The organism is Anaerosalibacter sp. Marseille-P3206, assembly GCF_900155565.1.
Classification (GTDB): domain Bacteria; phylum Bacillota; class Clostridia; order Tissierellales; family Sporanaerobacteraceae; genus FUHM01.
Map to the genome: position 1 here is coordinate 371,085 of NZ_FUHM01000002.1, position 17,508 is coordinate 388,592.

Below are 17,508 nucleotides of genomic sequence, written 5' to 3' on the forward strand. Positions count from 1 at the left end.
CATCTCTCCTATTTATTCTTTTTTTCTAAATCTTCTGGTCCAAAACTATGTGGAAGTAGTTCATCTAGAGTATATTCTAAATATTCATCTTCTGATTTTGCAATAATAATCTTTGCTTCTTTGCCAAATTCTCTTATAACTTGTCTACAGACTCCACAAGGGTATGTAAATCCTGAATCTCCTACTATAACAATAGCTTTTATATTTCTTTTCCCTTCTGATATTGCCTTAAAAATAGCAGTTCGCTCTGCACAATTTGTAGGACTATAGGAAGCAGATTCAATATTACATCCAGTGTATACACTATCATCTTCCATTAAAACTGCAGCACCTACATGAAAGTTTGAATATGGTACATATGCATTCTGTTTTGCATCTAAAGCTTTTTTTATAAGTTCATTTATTTTCAAGATATCACTCCTATTCAATAGTTATATTAGGATTAACCTTTGTTACTTGAATCCATGTAACACCAGAATTTAATTTAATCTCTACCCCATTTTCATCAAAAAACTTAGTTTTTGCACCCCTAGATCCCTTACTCCAAGTTATTTTTTGTCCCTTACCATTAGTTATATATATGCCATTTCCATCACCTATCAAATCAATACTTAATCTTCCTTCCTTATCTATTACTTTTGTCTTAGCTTCTTCTATGATAATATTCTTTGCTATAATTGGAGTTTTATCATATTCATCAATATGTTGTTTTCCATCTTTATATCTTATATATACCTTTTTTTCTTCATCATATACATATTGGGTTTTGTTCTCACCATTATAATTAATAGTTATATCTTTTGCGTCAAATCCATCTATATCAGTGTCATCATCATAAAATTTAAATTCACTATAATCGCCTTCTAATTTAAATCCTCTTTCTGTTTGTGTACTTCTTATTATATCCATACTAGAATATAAATTGTGAGGTCTTTTTTTATGAGATTTTCTATAAAATACTTTTCCTGAACTTGTAAGGCCATCTATATCAGCAACTTTTAAAGCAAGAATGTCTTTTTTAGCTTGCACACTTCCTCCAACTCTTACATATACAGGATCATATTCTAAAAGTGTAGTTACAAAATATGGCCTAGAACTTCTTATAGGCCCAATCTCCAATGGATCATTGATTAAATATATTCCCATATATCTAGTATAAGGTGCTTCCACCATAAACTCATATACTATTTCAGCTTGAGATAATCCTGCCTGCCAACGAGCTCTTGGGTGATTGTCGAACATAACAGCCACAGGCCTTCTCAATATCCTTTCCTCTGGCGCATATATACCACTAAGTGGTGAAGGTATACCTGATTTTTCTTCTGCCTTAATCTCTTCCTCTTCTTCCTCATCAATTATAAAAATATCATCATTTTCTTTCTCTGATTCATTTCTATTACAACCTGTTAATGTAATAGAAATGATTAGCATTAAAATAAGAAGTATTCTTTTCATGTTTTCCTCCTGTTTATCCAATGATTTGAAAAACTAGAATTCCTACTAATACTCCTAAAATTGCCCCCATAACTACTTCAAATAAACTATGAATCTTACCTTCTATTCTACTTTCTCCTACAAGAATAGCCATAAAATAGGCCAATGTTGTAATCAAAACATTATTCCCTAAAAAACTAATGCTAGTTGCTATTAAAAAACCTATAGCTGTATGTCCACTCACTATACCACCTTTAAAAGGAGTACCAGTTTGTGCTTTTGTTTTTATAGCAATCGTAATGAATATCACTAAAAAAAGAGCTATAAAAGTAAGATGTATTGGTGAATTTCTTATCTTATGCAATAATAAATTTGAAAAAGGATTTAGTCTATCAAAAAAAAGTAAATAACCTACTACTATAGCATTTACTGCTGATACAAGAACTCCTCCTGCAGCTACATTTTTTGATATTTTGGCTAGAGGATGATATTCTTGTGTTACCATATCTATTGCTTTTTCAATAGCAGTATTTATCATTTCAGCTGCTATAACAAAAGTAACGGTTATAAACAATATTAAAAACTCTAGTCTTGTAAAGTTTAAAAAAAGACTTAATATAAGAACAATAACTGCTAAAGTAAAATGAATTCTCATATTCCTTTGGGTTTTTAAAGTGTAAATTATACCATCTACTGCATAATTAAAACTCTCTATTATACTTCTAGATTTCATTCTACCACCTTTTTTATTTGTTTTTAAATATTTTTAAATTCTTCATAACTTGTTTTTCTTTTTCTCTCATTATACTCTTTTCTTCATCCGTCATATGATCATACCCTAAAAGGTGAAACATACTATGAGCTGTTAAATATGCAATTTCTCTTTCAAATGTATGCCCAAATTCAACTGACTGTTCTAATGCTCTTTCTAAAGATATAACAATATCTCCTAATATGGGTGTAAAAAAAGCATCAGAATCCTCATTCATAGGAAAAGATAGTACATCTGTTGGAGAATCAACATTTCTAAAATCTCTATTTAATTGTCTTATTTCTTCATTATCCACAAAAGATACACTAACTTCAACTTCTTTGGACTTACCCTCGATATTTAAGCTTTCTTCTATTACACTATTAATAATAGTTTCTACATCAAAATCTATTTGGATTTTATCTTGTCTATTGTCTATATAAACTTCCATTTTATATCTCCTCTTTCACTTCTTTTAAATCAAGTTTTGGATATTCAATTCTATCATGGAATATCCCTAGAAGAACTGTACAGAATATATTAGCTATAGTATTTAAATCTTTTAAAGTCAAATCACATTCTTCTAATTGTCCATCTTCTAACTTAGTTTTAATTACACTTCGAACCATTTCTTCAATTTTACCTTTGTTTGGCTCTTTGATAGATCTAACAGCTGCTTCTGATGAATCAGCTAGCATGATAATTGCCGCTTCTTTAGTCTGAGGTTTCGGACCCTTATATCTAAAATCTTCTATTTTTACATTATCACCGTTTTCACCTTTTAAAGCCTTATAATAAAAGAATGCTACAAAAGTATCTCCATGATGCTCTACTATAATATCTTTTATTTGCTTTGGTAAATTGTGTTCTTCTGCCATTGCTAGTCCATCTTTTACATGGTTAGTTATTATAAGTGTGCTTAGTGATGGATTTATTTTGTCATGGGGATTGTCAAAACCAAGTTGATTTTCCTTAAAGAAAAAAGGCCTCTTCAATTTTCCAATATCATGATAATAAGCTCCTACTCTCGTTATAAGTGGATTTGCACCAATTGCCTCTGCTGCCGCTTCACTTAAGTTTCCTACCAGAACACTATGATAATATGTTCCTGGTGCTTCTAATAACAATTTTTTAAGCAGTGGTTGATTGGGATTTGAAAGTTCTAGAAGTTTCAATGGTGTAAGAACTTGAAATACATTTTCCCAAAGAGGTAAAGTACCAATTGTTAATACAGCACAAAAAACACCATTTAATACTCCATAGCCACTCTTCATAAGAGTTTCTAGAATATCTGCCTTTTTTATTAATCCAAAAGAAACAATAGTCAATACATTAACTATTCCAATAGTTAATCCATTAAAAAAGATATTATATCGTTGAGATGCATTTAAAACACTAAATACACCTATACTACCACCAACTATTAACATAGCCACAACACTATCATCTGCTCCCATAATAACTCCCATTAAAAATGACAATATCAAATTAACTATTAATGCTAGTTTAGGATTGATGATGAGGGTTATCAACATTGCTGCTGCGGAAATAGGCATCATATAAGGTGATATACTATATACCCCTTCAGATATAAGTATGACACTTATAATAATAATATCTAGTATAATCAACTTTGAACTATATATTACTTCTTTATTGAAATGGTACAAATAAAGACCTACTATAGCTTGAACTAACAAAATAATTATCATAGTACCTATAATTGTGCTAAACTCATACCCATCCTTTTCCTTTAATAGGCCTGATTCTTTAATAAGATCATAGGAATTCGAATTAATTTTATCTCCTTTTCTTACTATAACTTGATCTTCTTTAACAATAATCGGCTCAATTTTTTCTGCTTCTTCAGCTTTCTTTCTCTGAGTAGCTTCCACATCTAAGAATTTATTTGGTTTAATTGTAGTCTCGATTAATGCTAAACCAAGTTCTTTTTGATCTTTACCCATATCTATAGATTCGAATATACTTGTTACATTTCCTAATTCATATTCAAGTTCTTCTTCTTTAATACCAGCACTCATTATTTGATTGATTATATCAAATATAACAGTTTCTAAATTGTTTAATTGTTTGTTTTCAATTCTTATACAAGTATTATAATGTTTTTCAGGTAACTTGATATTGGATTGTTCTTTCAAAAGATTAGCCTTCTTAGAAAAACTTAAATTTTCATAAGATTTTACATCTTTTACCGTCCCAAAAAAGACTCTAATATCATTTTTCATCTCCATTTGAATTGAAGGATTGACTCTAAATCTTGGCTCAACTCTATCCATAGCTTCATTTTTAAGTTTTTCCGTAGCTCCATTATCTGGTATATCTCTTGTTGCTCGTATTTCATAAGGAGCAGTGTCTCCAATTCTAACATTAACTTTTTTGGGTTCTATATTGTCAATTATTACAAGAAAAAAAACCAAGGTAAAAATTAATTGCAATATAAAAATGCTCAAAGGCCTTTTACTCTTAAAAAAACCGGTTATTTTTTTGGTTTTCTTAATCTTTTTTTTCTTTCTATTTTCATTTTTTTCTTTTAGCATGGGATTAACCCCCTAAAATATATGTGTTATTCTTTATTCTCAAACTTATCGTACGCTTCTATTATTCTCTGTACAAGAGGATGCCTTACAATATCTAATTTTGTTAAATATACAAAATCTATGCCCTTTATATCTGAAAGAATTTTTGATACCGTCACAAGTCCTGATGATTTTCCCTTAGGTAAATCTATCTGAGTTATATCTCCTGTAATAATAGCTTTGGAACCAAAGCCTAATCTTGTTAAAAACATTTTCATTTGTTCATTTGTAGTATTCTGTGCTTCATCTAGTATTACATAAGCTGAATCTAAGGTTCTTCCTCTCATATATGCCAACGGTGCCACTTCAATAAGACCCTTTTCTACTAATTTACCAAAAGTCTCAAAACCCATTATCTCAAAAAGTGCATCATATATTGGTCTTAAATATGGATCTACCTTTTCCTGTAAATCACCTGGTAAAAAGCCCAAATTCTCTCCAGCTTCAACTGCTGGCCTTGTTAAAATAATCCTATTAACTTCTTTGTTCTTATAGGCATTAACTGCCATTGCCATTGCCAAATAAGTCTTTCCAGTACCTGCAGGTCCAATACCAAAAACTATATCTCTTTTCTTAATAGCATCAATATATCTCTTTTGACCTAATGTCTTAGGTTTTATAGCTTTTCCTGAGGCTGTAATACATATAGTTTCGTTTAAAAGGTCTTTTACCTTTTCTTCTTTTCCCTCATAAATAAGCTGTATAGTATACATCAAACCTTGCTTTGTTAGTTTTTTTTCTCTCTTTAGAATATCTACTAACATATATAACAGTCTTTCTACTAATTTAGTAGATAATTCCTCTCCAATTATTTTAATTTCTCCCCCTCTAAGGAGAATTTCAACATTAAATTCATCTTCAATAATTTTAATATTTTCATCAAAATTGCCAAATAGTTCAGGTATTAAATTATTATCCTCAATACCTAAACAACGCTCCTGTATTTCCTTGCTCAAAATTAGTCCTCCTCATTATAGATTATTTGCTTCTCTCCTATATCTTCATATACTTCTAATACTACAACTGTAATAAGATTATTGCCCTCTATTGAATATTTTACATCTTTAGATAGAATTTTGCTATTCTCAGGCAATATCTTGTTGATTTCCTCTACCGCTAATACTTTTGTTCTAATCTTTAGTGAATCTATATTTTGCTTTATTTTATTTAATTCTACTTCTCGATATTCATGAGTGACAATTTTAATAGGTAAAATTTTCAATAAGCTCTTTGTCTTATCTATTATTATATACTCCTTGAAAGGAATATTACCTTCAATAAATTGGATACCTTTTTCTCCAAACTTAATTTCTCTTCTTTTTAAAACATTTCCCGTTTCTTCTTTTACATCTTTTTCTATAGGCTCTTCTATGATATGAGAATATCTAGTAATAGCAAAGACCTCACCATCTGCATGGAGAAACATATCCTTTTCAAACATTTCATCCTTTATTACTCCTGTAATCAAAAGCTGTCCTTTTTCAACTATATCACCTTCTGTTACAACGCTTTTGCCATTTTTAGCTACTATCTTTTCTATAATTCCCTTTTTCTTGGCAACTATATTACAAGGTGTTTTTAAATCAATTTCTTCTGGAGGTAAGTCCTGTTCTTTAACTTCTATAAATAGCTTTGTTCCCTTTATCTCCATAGAAACAAAAGATATATTGTTAAAATTATCTAGTATTTGGTTTCTTACATTATCAATATCAATAGAATATTTGATTTTACCTGTTGTTACATCTATTCCTTCAAGAAAATCTGTAATTTCTTCATCTACTATCTTTTCATTGCCTACAACTTCAATATTCCATATAAAAGATGTTAAAAATATAATTAGACCTACAAAAAGTAAAAAACCAAAGCCAAACATCTTTCTTTTTTTCAGCTTTTCCAATAAAAAAGGAAATCCATTTTTCTCAATTATATAAACCCTACAACCTACCCGTTTAACTACTTCTTTCAGTAACTTAAATCCCTTTATACTAACCTTTCCCTCTAGAACTGTATACTCAATTCTTTTTATATCCCATAGATATATATCTTTGTTTACAGCTAGATTTATAAACTTTTCAAGGGTTAGCCCTTCAACTCTAATAATAACATATCCTTTGAAATAATTCCATAATTTTATAGCTAACATACATGCACCCCTTAATATAAAAATTCTATCTTTTCAATGGTTCCTGCTATGATTATCTCTTCTGTTAAAATTGTCTTAAGGTACATATCATTACCTGTAATTTTTACTACACCTGTATTAGTATTAATTCTTATAATTTCATTCGAATACTCAATAATACCTTTATGATTTGATATAATTAATTGAATATTGCCAATAACACTGATTTTAGGCAAATCCATAATAATATCTTTTGGCAATTCAAATGTCTCAGAAATATTTGACTTAAATTCATCAATTCTGTTCTTCACCCCAAGCCCTCCTTTATTAAAATTTATGCTATTACTTTTATAGGTATTACTTTAAATATATAGAATAACTGTTGTATATATTTAAAACAAAAAAAGAGTAGGTAGTCTAAAACTACATACTCTTTTTAAATAAAATATTCAATTTTACATATTTTTCATACATTTTGGTTCTGATAATATCTCTTTTAAAATTATACCTTTTACCAAATCATTTTTAGTTAACTTATTAAAATTCAATTTTGTGCCTGTCTTTTCTATAGCTGATATTTCCTTGACTTGAACATCAGTTTTTATACCTACATTTTCTATTTTTTCTTCATAATTTTCATAATTAGATTCAGCTAATATAGGTTCTCTTTTTTCTTGATATTTTTCTTCATATAGAGATTTTCTTTCCTTAGCTAAATTTTCTCTTCTATCAGCTTTACTTGATGTAGTAGTTTTTTGTGTTCTTTTCCTTCTTGACTGTTCAATTCTCTGTTTCTCTTGAATAGATTTAGCCAATATTGGAAAAAGAAATACTAAAAATAGAAACAATACGTCTAAAAGAGACATATAAACACATCCTTAAGATTATTTTTCTTTATCTTCTTCAGTCATTTTAGAAATAGAACTTCTCATATCTGTATCAGCCAATAAGTTTTTCATATTGTAATAGTCCATAAACCCCATTTTCCCTTCTTTTAAGGAAGCTGAAATTGCCAATGGTACTTCGGCTTCTGCTTCGACTACTTTAGCCTTCATAGCTTGAACTTCTGCAATCATTTCTTGTTCTCTTGCTACAGCCATTGCTCTTCTCTCTTCAGCTTTTGCCTGAGCAATTCTCTTATCAGCTTCTGCTTGATCTGTCTGAAGTTTTGCACCAATATTTCTTCCAACATCTACATCAGCAATGTCTATTGAAAGAATTTCAAATGCTGTACCTGAGTCCAATCCCTTATCTAAAACAGTTCTAGATATGCTGTCTGGATTTTCTAATACCTCTTTGTGACTACTAGAGCTTCCTACTGTTGTTACTATGCCTTCACCTACTCTAGCAATTATAGTCTCTTCACCGGCTCCACCTACAAGCCTCTCTATATTAGCTCTTACTGTAACTCTAGCTTTAACCATAACTTCAATACCATCTTTTGCTACAGCAGATATTATAGGTGTTTCTATTACCTTTGGATTAACACTTACTTGTACAGCTTCCAGTACATTTCTTCCTGCCAAATCTATAGCTGCTGCTCTTTCAAATTCTAGTGGGATTTCTGCTCTTTGAGCAGCTATCAATGCATCTACCAATACATTAACATTACCACCTGCTAAATAATGGGCTTCTAATTCATTTATATTGATACTCAATCCAGCTTTCGTTGCTTTAATCATTGGATTTACTATTCTTGAAGGTACAACCCTTCTAAGTCTCATGCCTATTAAGTTTGAAATACCAACCTTTACCCCTGAGAAAAAAGCCGTAATCCATAATCCAACAGGAACAAAAGTAAAGAACAATATAATCACTAAAATAATTATTACTGAAATACCAATTGTAAAAGCTAAACTACCTGTCATATTATACCCTCCTTACAAAAATTTTTGAACCTTCTACTTTTACTACTTCTATCTTTGAACCTTTTTCTATATACTCCCCTTTTGATATTGCATCTATTCTTTCTCCATTTAATTCTATAATACCACTCGGTCTAAGCTCCGAAACAGTAATTCCTTCTTTACCTAAATAATCAGCTTTTGATTTAGCAGAAGTATAGCCCTTTTCAGTTTTTAATTGAGATGAAAGCACAATCTTTTCTAGATGTGGACTTTTATGACCGTATTTAATTAAGAATATTGTTATAACAGTGGTAATAATAATTGCTACACTCAAAGACATAAGAGCACTTTGTAGTGATTTCATAGCTAATACTACTCCTAAAGCAACTAATATTATTCCACTAATTCCAGGAAGACCAAAACCTGGCACCATCCCTTCAATCACTAATAGTATAAGCCCTGTAATAAATAGTATAAGAGAAGTCCATTGAGAATTCCCTGATAAAATATTGCCACCAAAGAATAGTCCAAAGGCAACAATACTTAAGGTTCCTCCCAATCCAAAACCTGGAGTAAATATTTCAATAATCATACCAACAAAGCCTAAAGTTAATAATAATGTACTAATATACGGATTTGAAATAAATTTTGCTATTTTTATTTCTGGTCCTTCTCCAACTTCTTCTATTTTAGCATAATCTATATTAAAATCTTTTAAAATTTCTTGATAATCATTTGCGATATAATCCGCTATTCCGTATTCCAATGCTTCTCTAGAATTTAAATTAATAAGTTTTCCTTTTTCATTTATCCCCTCTACTTCAATATCACTATCAGCCATAGCCTGAACTATTTCACTATCTCTACCCCTTAATTCAGCCACATCTCTTAATAGACTCCTCCACATAGACAAAATCTTTTCAGTATTTGGTATAGTTTCAGCCGAACCGATTGTTGAACTATTGGACATAACTACTTTTTCACAAGATAAGGTAATTAATACTCCTGCAGATTCTGCTTTAGTGTTTACATATGCGATAGTAGGTATCTTAATATTAACTATAAGATTTTTAATATTTTCTGCTTGATCAATTAATCCACCATAGGTATCAATTTCAAATATAATGGCACTTGGATTGTTATTTAACACATCATCAACAGTATTTTTTAAAAAATGATACGTGGCTTTATTGATTTCTCCTTTGATAGGAATGACATATACATTACCTTTCCCTTCGGAAAAAGATATAGAATTTACTAGTAATATGAGGATAGTTAATAATAGTATTGAAATACTTCTACTCCTTTTCACTTTAATCACCTCCTATTTAGTTGTTCTGTTATTCTTATTATATTATTAAATATGTAAAAAAACAATTTAATTATTCAAAATTCTGAAATTAAGCAAATATATTATTCAAAAAAACATAAACCTAGGTTATAAAACCCAGGTTTACCCTAATAACTTTCTTACAATATTATTTACCATGCCTCCATCAGCTTTTCCTTTGACCTTTGGCATAGCATTTTTCATAATAATACCTATATCTTTCATAGATTTAGCGCCAACTTCATCTATTGTTTCTTTAACTATTGCTTCTATCTCTTCTTCAGTTAATTGCTCAGGTAAATACTCTAATAGAATACTCATTTCTTTGTTTGTCTGTTCAACTAAATCTTCTCGTCCACCTTTTTTGAAATCTTCTATTACATCTCTTTTTTCTTTTACCTGTTTTGCAATAATATCTATTATATCTTCATCAGTTAGCTCTATTCTTTCATCAACTTCTCTTTGTTTGATACTTGCCCTAACCATTGTTATGGTATTCTTACGTAAGGTATCTTTATTTTTCATGGAAGTCTTTAAATCTTCCATAAGTTTCTCTTTAAGAGACATAATTACACCTTCTTAGTATCTTTTTTTGTTTTTTCTTCTTGCTGCTTCTGATTTTTTCTTGCGTTTTACACTAGGCTTTTCATAGTGTTCTCTTTTTCTAACTTCTGACATAACACCTGAGCGAGCACATTGTCTTTTGAATCTTCTAAGTGCATTGTCTAGTGATTCGTTTTCTCCAACTTTTATCTCTGCCATTTATTTCTCCCTCCCCTCATCCACTACAAGAGTACCTACTACACTATATGCAGTAAGCGGAATCCGGCACTAGATTATTATACATTATATATGCATTTAATGCAACATCATTTTAACCTGGTGGCCACGATAAATATCTTCCACCCAATACGTGGAAATGTAAATGCTCTACAGTTTGTCCTCCATGTTCACCACAATTATTCACTATCCTATAACCATCTTTATCTAGTCCCTTTTCTTTTGCTATACTATTAATAACCATTGTGATATGGCCTATAAGAGAAGCATTATCTTCATCTATATTTTTTATAGAGGGAATATGCTCTTTAGGTATAACTAAAAAGTGTACAGGAGATTGAGGTTCAATATCATTAAAGGCAACGACTTTGTCATCTTCATATATGATATCTGATGGTATCTCTCCATGTGCAATTTTGCAAAATATACATTCGCTCATCCTGTTCACCTCCCTATGTGTTCTAAATATATATTCTATATAAAAATTAAAATTCCTCTATTTTTCCTATTAAATTTTCGCCGTCTAATTTTGTCATTTTTACAGGAAAAATATTTCCTTTTAATTTTTCATCTCCAAGGGTTTTTATCCTCACATAATTAGTAGTATATCCTTCAATATACTCTGGATTTTCCTTAGATTCTTCCTCAAAAAGAACTTCAAGGGTTTTTCCTAATAGCTGTTGGTTAAAATCTTCCATCAATTTTTCTCCAACCTTTATAAGTTTTTCACTTCTTTCATTTTTGATACTTCCATGAACTTGGTCTTTAAACTTGCTTGCAGGAGTCCCCTTTCTAGGTGAATATTTAAAAACATGAATCCTAGAAAATCTGATTTTATTTACAAAATCCAATGTTTCGTCAAATTCACTTTCCCCTTCTCCAGGAAAGCCTACTATAATATCAGTTGTAATACCAGCATTAGGCATATACTTTCTTATTAAATCAACAATTTCACTGTATTCTTTAGTAGTGTACTTTCTATTCATCTTTTTAAGGATGGTATCTGAACCACTTTGTAGAGATAAGTGAAAGTGGTCACAAAACTTTGGCATACTAGAAACTGTTTTCATAAAGTTTTCGTCTATAAGAGTAGGTTCCATAGAACTCAATCGTATTCTCTCTATACCCTCTACTTTATTTATACCTTCTATCACATCTAATAAACCAATATCCTTTAAATCCTTGCCATAACTAGCTACATGAATCCCAGTTAAAATTATTTCTTTAAATCCTGCTTTGGATAATCTTTTAGCTTCATCAATAATATTTTCAAAATCTCTACTTCTAATAGGCCCCCTTGCATAAGGGATAATGCAATAAGAACAAAATTGATTACAGCCTTCTTGTATTTTCATGTAAGCTCTAGTTCGTGACTTTATTTCCTCTATTTTTAACTCCTCAAAAACTTTTAGTTCTCTAAAATCCTTAACTATATTAATTCTTTTTTTCTGTTCTTTTGCTTCTTCACAGTATTTAACAATATCTTTTTTATCACCTGTTCCAATGATTACATCAACATCTTCCATTTTTTCTATTTCATCAGGTGCTACCTGTGAATAACATCCAACTACTGCTATAATAGAATCAATATTTAACTTTTTAGCTCTTCTTATAAACTGTCTAGATTTTCTATCACCTAAATTTGTAACAGTACAAGTGTTAATCACATAAACATCAGCAACTTCATCTTCCCCAACCACTTTATATCCACTTTTCTCAAACAATTCTTCCATAGCTTCAGTTTCATACTGATTCACCTTGCAACCTAGGGTATAAAAAGCAACTTTTTTCATGATATCACTCCTATAAATCGCCTAACTCATATAATAGTACTGACATAGTAACTAACCCTGCAGTCTCTGTTCTAAGTATCCTTGGCCCTAGAGATACTATTTGACTATTGATTTCTTTTAATTTATCTATCTCTTCACATTCAAATCCTCCCTCAGGACCAATGAGAATGTGAATTTTTCTATCTGAAAATTTATTTATTATATTTTTTATGTGGATAGACTCCTCTTCTTCATAAGGAACTAATATATTTTCTTCATTATCTAATAGATGGATAACTTCTTCAAAGGAAATAATATTATGTACTATAGGAACAACATCTCTTTTGCACTGCTTAGCAGCTTCTAATGCTATTTTGTTCCATCTATCAACCTTCTTATTCTCTTTCTTTATATCATTTATTTTTACTACAGTTCTATTGGTTACCATTGGATATATCTCACTAACCCCAATCTCTGTAGCCTTTTGAATTATTAAATCCATCTTCTGGCCTTTTGCCAATCCTTGATATAGACATAAATGTATAGGGGCTTCGTTTCTTCCTTCATAACTATCTATTATATCTAATAGTATTCTAGCCTTTTCTATAGATTGAATATTACAAACATATACAACTTTTTCACACAATACTTCAATCCTATCCCCAACTTTAAGCCTCAATACATCCTTAATGTGTTTTACATCTTCTCCTTCGATATTGATTATATTTTCTTCTAATTGTAGTTGTTCTTTTTCTATAAAAAATCTATTCATCTCTTACATCCTTTTCTAGTTTTGAAACTATACAAACCCAATCTTTCATTATATCAACTTCTAATATTTGAAAACCTGCTTTCTCTAAGGCTTCTTTTACCATATCCATCTTTTCCACTATAATTCCAGACGCTATAAATATACTATTTCCATCTAGGTATTTTACAATGCCTTGAGTCAATTCTACTATTACTTCAGCAATTATATTTGATACGACCAAATCAGCCTTTTCATCTACAACATCTAATAAGTTTCCTCTTCTAACATCTACAATATCACTAACTTTATTTAGCTCAATGTTCTCTTTTGAAACTCTAACAGGAACTTCATCAATATCTACTGCAATAACCTTCTTAGCTCCTAGCTTTGCAGATACAATACTTAATATACCACTTCCACACCCTACATCAAATACAGTATAGTCTGGCTTAATATATTTTTCTAACTGTTTAATACACATACTTGTCGTCTCATGAGTTCCTGTACCAAAAGCCATACCAGGATCTAATTCTATAATAATATCTTCTTCTTCTCTTTCATACTCTTCCCAAGAAGGGACAATTACTATTTTTTCTCCTATTTTTTTAGGTTTATAATATTTTTTCCAAGTTTCCGCCCAATCTTTTTCGTCTACTTCTGAAACAGTAACTTCTCCTAAACCTTTGTCTAAGTTATATTGAGGAATTTTTTCTATATTTTGTTTGATTAATTCTATTTTGTCTAGTAAATCTTCACTCTCTGGAAAATATGCTTTAATGATTATTCCTTCAAAATCATGTTTTAAAAGAGATGGATCAATGTAATCCCAGTTATCTTCATTTTGAGTAAAGGCTAATATATCATTAGGGTCTTCTATAGCTAATCCACCCACCCCAGCTTCATATAATATATTAGCTACTACCTCTTCTGCTTCAGTTGTAGTCTTAATTTGCACTTCTATCCACTTCATAAATCTTCACATCCTTTTAAAGTATGTAAATCTCACATTATTATACCCTATTAACTAATAAAAATAAAGGTTTTTGAAAAAACAATCACCCTTTTATAGAGTGATTGTTTCTAACTAAAAGCATCTTTTACTTTATCAAAAAATCCTTTTTTACCACCTACATAAGACTCTCCCATTTCTTCAGCAAATTCTTTAAGTAGTTCTCTTTGCTTTTCAGTAAGTTTCTTAGGAACCTTTACTTCTACCTTAAAGTAAAAATCACCTTTTCCATAGCCTCTTACATTTTCAACACCCTTGTTCTTTAATTTAAATACAGTTCCCGTTTGAGTGCCTTCAGGTATATTATAAGTTATATTTTCCTCTAAAGTAGGTACTTCTATTTCTGCTCCAAGAGTTGCTTGAGTAAAAGTAATTGGGATTTCACAGTAGATATCATTTCCTTCTCTCTTAAATATATCATGTTCTTTAACTGTAATATATATAAATAAATCTCCTGGAGGTCCTCCATTTTCGCCTGTATCCCCTTCACCTCTAATTGAGATGATAGAACCATTGTTTACTCCTGCAGGAACCTTTACTTTTATTTTGCTTGTTTTTCTTACCTTTCCATTACCACCACATGTAGTACATTTATCTTTAATTATTTCTCCTCTTCCCTCACAAGCATCACAAGTTCCTACCCTTACAAACTGGCCAAAAGGAGTGTTTTGAGCATATTGAACTTCTCCTGTTCCATTACATTTGCTACAAGTACTCTTGCTACTCCCTGGTTTTACACCCGTTCCACTACAAGTTTGACATTCCTCTATTTTTCTCACTTGTATTTCTTTTTCAACTCCAAATACTGCTTCTTTAAATTCCAATGTCATATTGTATCTAACATCCGAACCTTTCCTAGGACCATTTCTCCTAGAAGAAGATGTAAAACCACCGCCAAAGATATCAAATATATCATCAAAAATATCTCCAAACCCACTAAAATCTCCAGTTTGACCTTCTACTCCTGCATGGCCAAATCTATCGTATTTAGCTCTTTTATCTGGGTTACTTAGTACTTCATAGGCTTCATTTATTTCTTTTAATTTTTGCTCTGCTTCCTCATTGTCAGGATTTAAATCCGGATGATACTTTTTAGCTAGTTTTCTATAAGCCTTTTTTATTTCAGCTAAATCTGCATCCTTTGATACATTTAAAACTTCATAGTAATCTCTCTTTTCCATATTTCACCAACTTTCACTACATACTAAAGCTATTTTACCAAAAATCAAAGCTAAATGGAACCATTTAGCTTTGATTTTATAATTTATTTGTCGTCATCATCTACTACTTCATAATCTGCATCTACTACATCATCATCACTGCCACCGTTTGTAGCATTTTCACTAGCTTGTTGTTGGTTTACTTGTTCATACAATTTTTGAGAAATTGCATAGAACTCATTAGTCAACTCTTCTGTTTTCTTCTTAATATCTTCTATATCATTACCTTCAATTGATTTCTTCAATGCATTTAATTTTTCTTCTACTTTTCCCTTTTCACTGTCAGAAATTTTTCCTTCTAAATCTTTTAATGTCTTTTCAGTTTGATATACTATTGAATCAGCATTGTTTCTAACTTCAATTTCTTCTTGTTTTTTCTTGTCTTCTTCAGCAAATTTTTCAGCTTCTTTAACTTTTTTCTCGATTTCTTCATCAGAAAGATTTGTAGAAGCAGTTAAAGTAATTCTTTGTTCTTTTCCAGTTCCTAAATCTTTAGCTGAAACATTTACTATACCATTGGCATCTATATCAAAACTAACTTCTATTTGTGGTACTCCTCTTGGAGCTGGTGGTATTCCTGTAAGTTGGAATCTTCCTAAAGTCACATTGTCCTTTGCCATTGGTCTTTCACCTTGAAGAACGTGTATATCAACAGCTGTTTGATTATCTGCTGCAGTTGTAAACACTTGGCTCTTCTTAGTAGGTATTGTGGTATTTCTTTCTATAAGTTTTGTTGATACTCCACCTAGTGTTTCAATACCTAAAGATAGAGGTGTAACATCTAATAACAATAGGTCTTTTACTTCTCCACTTAATACTCCACCTTGTATAGCTGCACCTAATGCCACAACTTCATCTGGATTAACTCCTTTATGAGGTTCTTTTCCAACAAGTTTTTTTACTGCCTCTTGTACAGCTGGAATTCTTGTAGAACCACCAACTAATATAACTCTATCTATATCAGCTGAAGTTAAATTTCCATCTTGTAATGCCAATCTCACTGGCTCTAATGACTTTTCAACTAAATGTGCTGTTAATTCTTCAAATTTTGCTCTTGTAATATCCATATTTAGATGTAATGGTCCTGCTTGCGTTGCTGTAACAAATGGTAAATTAACATTAGTTGTCATAGTACTTGATAATTCTTTTTTAGCTTTTTCTGCTGCTTCTTTAAGTCTTTGAAGAGCCATTTTATCTTGTCTTAAATCAATTCCATTTTCTTTTTTAAATTCTTCTGCCATATAGTCAATTAATTCTTGGTCAAAGTCATCTCCACCTAAGTGGTTATTTCCTCTAGTTGCTATAACTTCAAAAACACCATCACCAAGTTCTAGTATAGAAACGTCAAAAGTTCCTCCACCTAGGTCAAATACCATTATCTTATGATGATCTTCTTCTTCTTTATCCATACCATATGCAAGTGAAGCTGCAGTTGGTTCATTTATTATTCTCTTAACATCAAGACCTGCAATCTTTCCAGCGTCCTTAGTTGCTTGTCTTTGGCTATCTGTAAAATATGCTGGTACAGTAATAACAGCTTCTGTTACTGTTTCACCTAAGTAATTTTCTGCATCCATCTTTAATTTCTGCAATATCATAGCAGATATGTCTTGAGGTGTATAATTTTTCCCATCAATATTTATTTTAAAATCACTACCCATTTCTCTCTTTATAGACATAACTGTTCTATCTGGGTTAGTAATAGCTTGCCTCTTTGCAGTTTCTCCAACTAATCTTTCTCCTTCTTTTGTAAAAGCTACTATAGATGGTGTAGTCCTATTTCCTTCTGCATTAGGAATAACTATAGGTTCTCCACCTTCCATAACAGACACACATGAGTTTGTAGTTCCTAAATCAATTCCAATTATTTTTCCCATATAAAATCCTCCTTACTT

19 protein-coding genes are annotated in these 17,508 nt (G+C 30.7%); all 19 read right to left on the minus strand.

The window, feature by feature from the left end; genetic code table 11:
- Positions 1–8 precede the first annotated feature (8 nt).
- Complete coding sequence (locus BQ9840_RS03110; RefSeq protein WP_077367951.1) at positions 9–410, minus strand: cytidine deaminase; 402 nt, start codon at positions 408–410, stop codon at positions 9–11.
- Positions 411–420: 10 nt separating this feature from the next.
- On the minus strand, positions 421–1,455 hold the full coding sequence (locus tag BQ9840_RS03115) for a DUF3048 domain-containing protein (RefSeq protein WP_077367953.1): 1,035 nt from the start codon (positions 1,453–1,455) through the stop codon (positions 421–423).
- A gap of 13 nt (positions 1,456–1,468) precedes the next feature.
- Positions 1,469–2,167 (minus strand): diacylglycerol kinase, encoded by a 699-nt coding sequence (locus BQ9840_RS03120; RefSeq protein WP_077367955.1) that lies wholly within the window; start codon positions 2,165–2,167, stop codon positions 1,469–1,471.
- Positions 2,168–2,180: 13 nt separating this feature from the next.
- Positions 2,181–2,636: an rRNA maturation RNase YbeY gene (gene ybeY, locus BQ9840_RS03125; protein ID WP_077367957.1), complete on the minus strand. Its 456-nt coding sequence runs from the start codon at positions 2,634–2,636 to the stop codon at positions 2,181–2,183.
- Position 2,637: 1 nt separating this feature from the next.
- Positions 2,638–4,743, minus strand: coding sequence for an HD family phosphohydrolase (locus BQ9840_RS03130; protein ID WP_077367959.1), 2,106 nt, complete (start codon positions 4,741–4,743; stop codon positions 2,638–2,640).
- Positions 4,744–4,769: 26 nt separating this feature from the next.
- Positions 4,770–5,738, minus strand: coding sequence for a PhoH family protein (locus tag BQ9840_RS03135; protein ID WP_077367961.1), 969 nt, complete (start codon positions 5,736–5,738; stop codon positions 4,770–4,772).
- A gap of 2 nt (positions 5,739–5,740) precedes the next feature.
- Complete coding sequence (gene yqfD, locus BQ9840_RS03140; RefSeq protein WP_077367963.1) at positions 5,741–6,925, minus strand: sporulation protein YqfD; 1,185 nt, start codon at positions 6,923–6,925, stop codon at positions 5,741–5,743.
- 11 nt (positions 6,926–6,936) lie between these two features.
- Entirely contained in the window at positions 6,937–7,215 is a 279-nt protein-coding gene (gene yqfC, locus BQ9840_RS03145) for a sporulation protein YqfC (RefSeq protein ID WP_077367965.1), read from the minus strand.
- A 144-nt stretch (positions 7,216–7,359) separates the two neighbouring features.
- Entirely contained in the window at positions 7,360–7,770 is a 411-nt protein-coding gene (locus BQ9840_RS03150) for a hypothetical protein (RefSeq protein WP_077367967.1), read from the minus strand.
- 18 nt (positions 7,771–7,788) lie between these two features.
- Positions 7,789–8,772: a flotillin-like protein FloA gene (gene floA / locus BQ9840_RS03155; RefSeq protein WP_077367969.1), complete on the minus strand. Its 984-nt coding sequence runs from the start codon at positions 8,770–8,772 to the stop codon at positions 7,789–7,791.
- A 1-nt stretch (position 8,773) separates the two neighbouring features.
- Entirely contained in the window at positions 8,774–10,063 is a 1,290-nt protein-coding gene (locus tag BQ9840_RS03160; protein ID WP_077367971.1) for an NfeD family protein, read from the minus strand.
- A gap of 141 nt (positions 10,064–10,204) precedes the next feature.
- The gene (locus BQ9840_RS03165; RefSeq protein ID WP_077367972.1) at positions 10,205–10,648 is read right to left on the minus strand and encodes a GatB/YqeY domain-containing protein; all 444 of its coding nucleotides are present in this window, start codon (positions 10,646–10,648) and stop codon (positions 10,205–10,207) included.
- A gap of 12 nt (positions 10,649–10,660) precedes the next feature.
- Positions 10,661–10,843, minus strand: a complete 183-nt coding sequence (rpsU, locus tag BQ9840_RS03170; RefSeq protein ID WP_077367974.1) for a 30S ribosomal protein S21 — start codon at positions 10,841–10,843, stop codon at positions 10,661–10,663.
- 112 nt (positions 10,844–10,955) lie between these two features.
- On the minus strand, positions 10,956–11,300 hold the full coding sequence (locus BQ9840_RS03175) for a histidine triad nucleotide-binding protein (protein ID WP_077367976.1): 345 nt from the start codon (positions 11,298–11,300) through the stop codon (positions 10,956–10,958).
- Positions 11,301–11,346: 46 nt separating this feature from the next.
- The gene (gene mtaB, locus BQ9840_RS03180; RefSeq protein ID WP_077367978.1) at positions 11,347–12,654 is read right to left on the minus strand and encodes a tRNA (N(6)-L-threonylcarbamoyladenosine(37)-C(2))-methylthiotransferase MtaB; all 1,308 of its coding nucleotides are present in this window, start codon (positions 12,652–12,654) and stop codon (positions 11,347–11,349) included.
- Between the two features lie 10 nt (positions 12,655–12,664).
- Positions 12,665–13,405 carry a 16S rRNA (uracil(1498)-N(3))-methyltransferase gene (locus tag BQ9840_RS03185; protein ID WP_077367980.1) on the minus strand — a complete coding sequence of 247 codons (741 nt, stop codon included), beginning with the start codon at positions 13,403–13,405 and terminating at the stop codon, positions 12,665–12,667.
- Entirely contained in the window at positions 13,398–14,354 is a 957-nt protein-coding gene (prmA, locus tag BQ9840_RS03190) for a 50S ribosomal protein L11 methyltransferase (RefSeq protein WP_077367982.1), read from the minus strand. Before prmA ends, BQ9840_RS03185 begins: the two co-directional genes overlap by 8 nt.
- A gap of 110 nt (positions 14,355–14,464) precedes the next feature.
- Complete coding sequence (gene dnaJ, locus BQ9840_RS03195; RefSeq protein ID WP_077367984.1) at positions 14,465–15,574, minus strand: molecular chaperone DnaJ; 1,110 nt, start codon at positions 15,572–15,574, stop codon at positions 14,465–14,467.
- Positions 15,575–15,657: 83 nt separating this feature from the next.
- On the minus strand, positions 15,658–17,490 hold the full coding sequence (gene dnaK, locus BQ9840_RS03200; RefSeq protein WP_077367986.1) for a molecular chaperone DnaK: 1,833 nt from the start codon (positions 17,488–17,490) through the stop codon (positions 15,658–15,660).
- Positions 17,491–17,508: the final 18 nt, after the last annotated feature.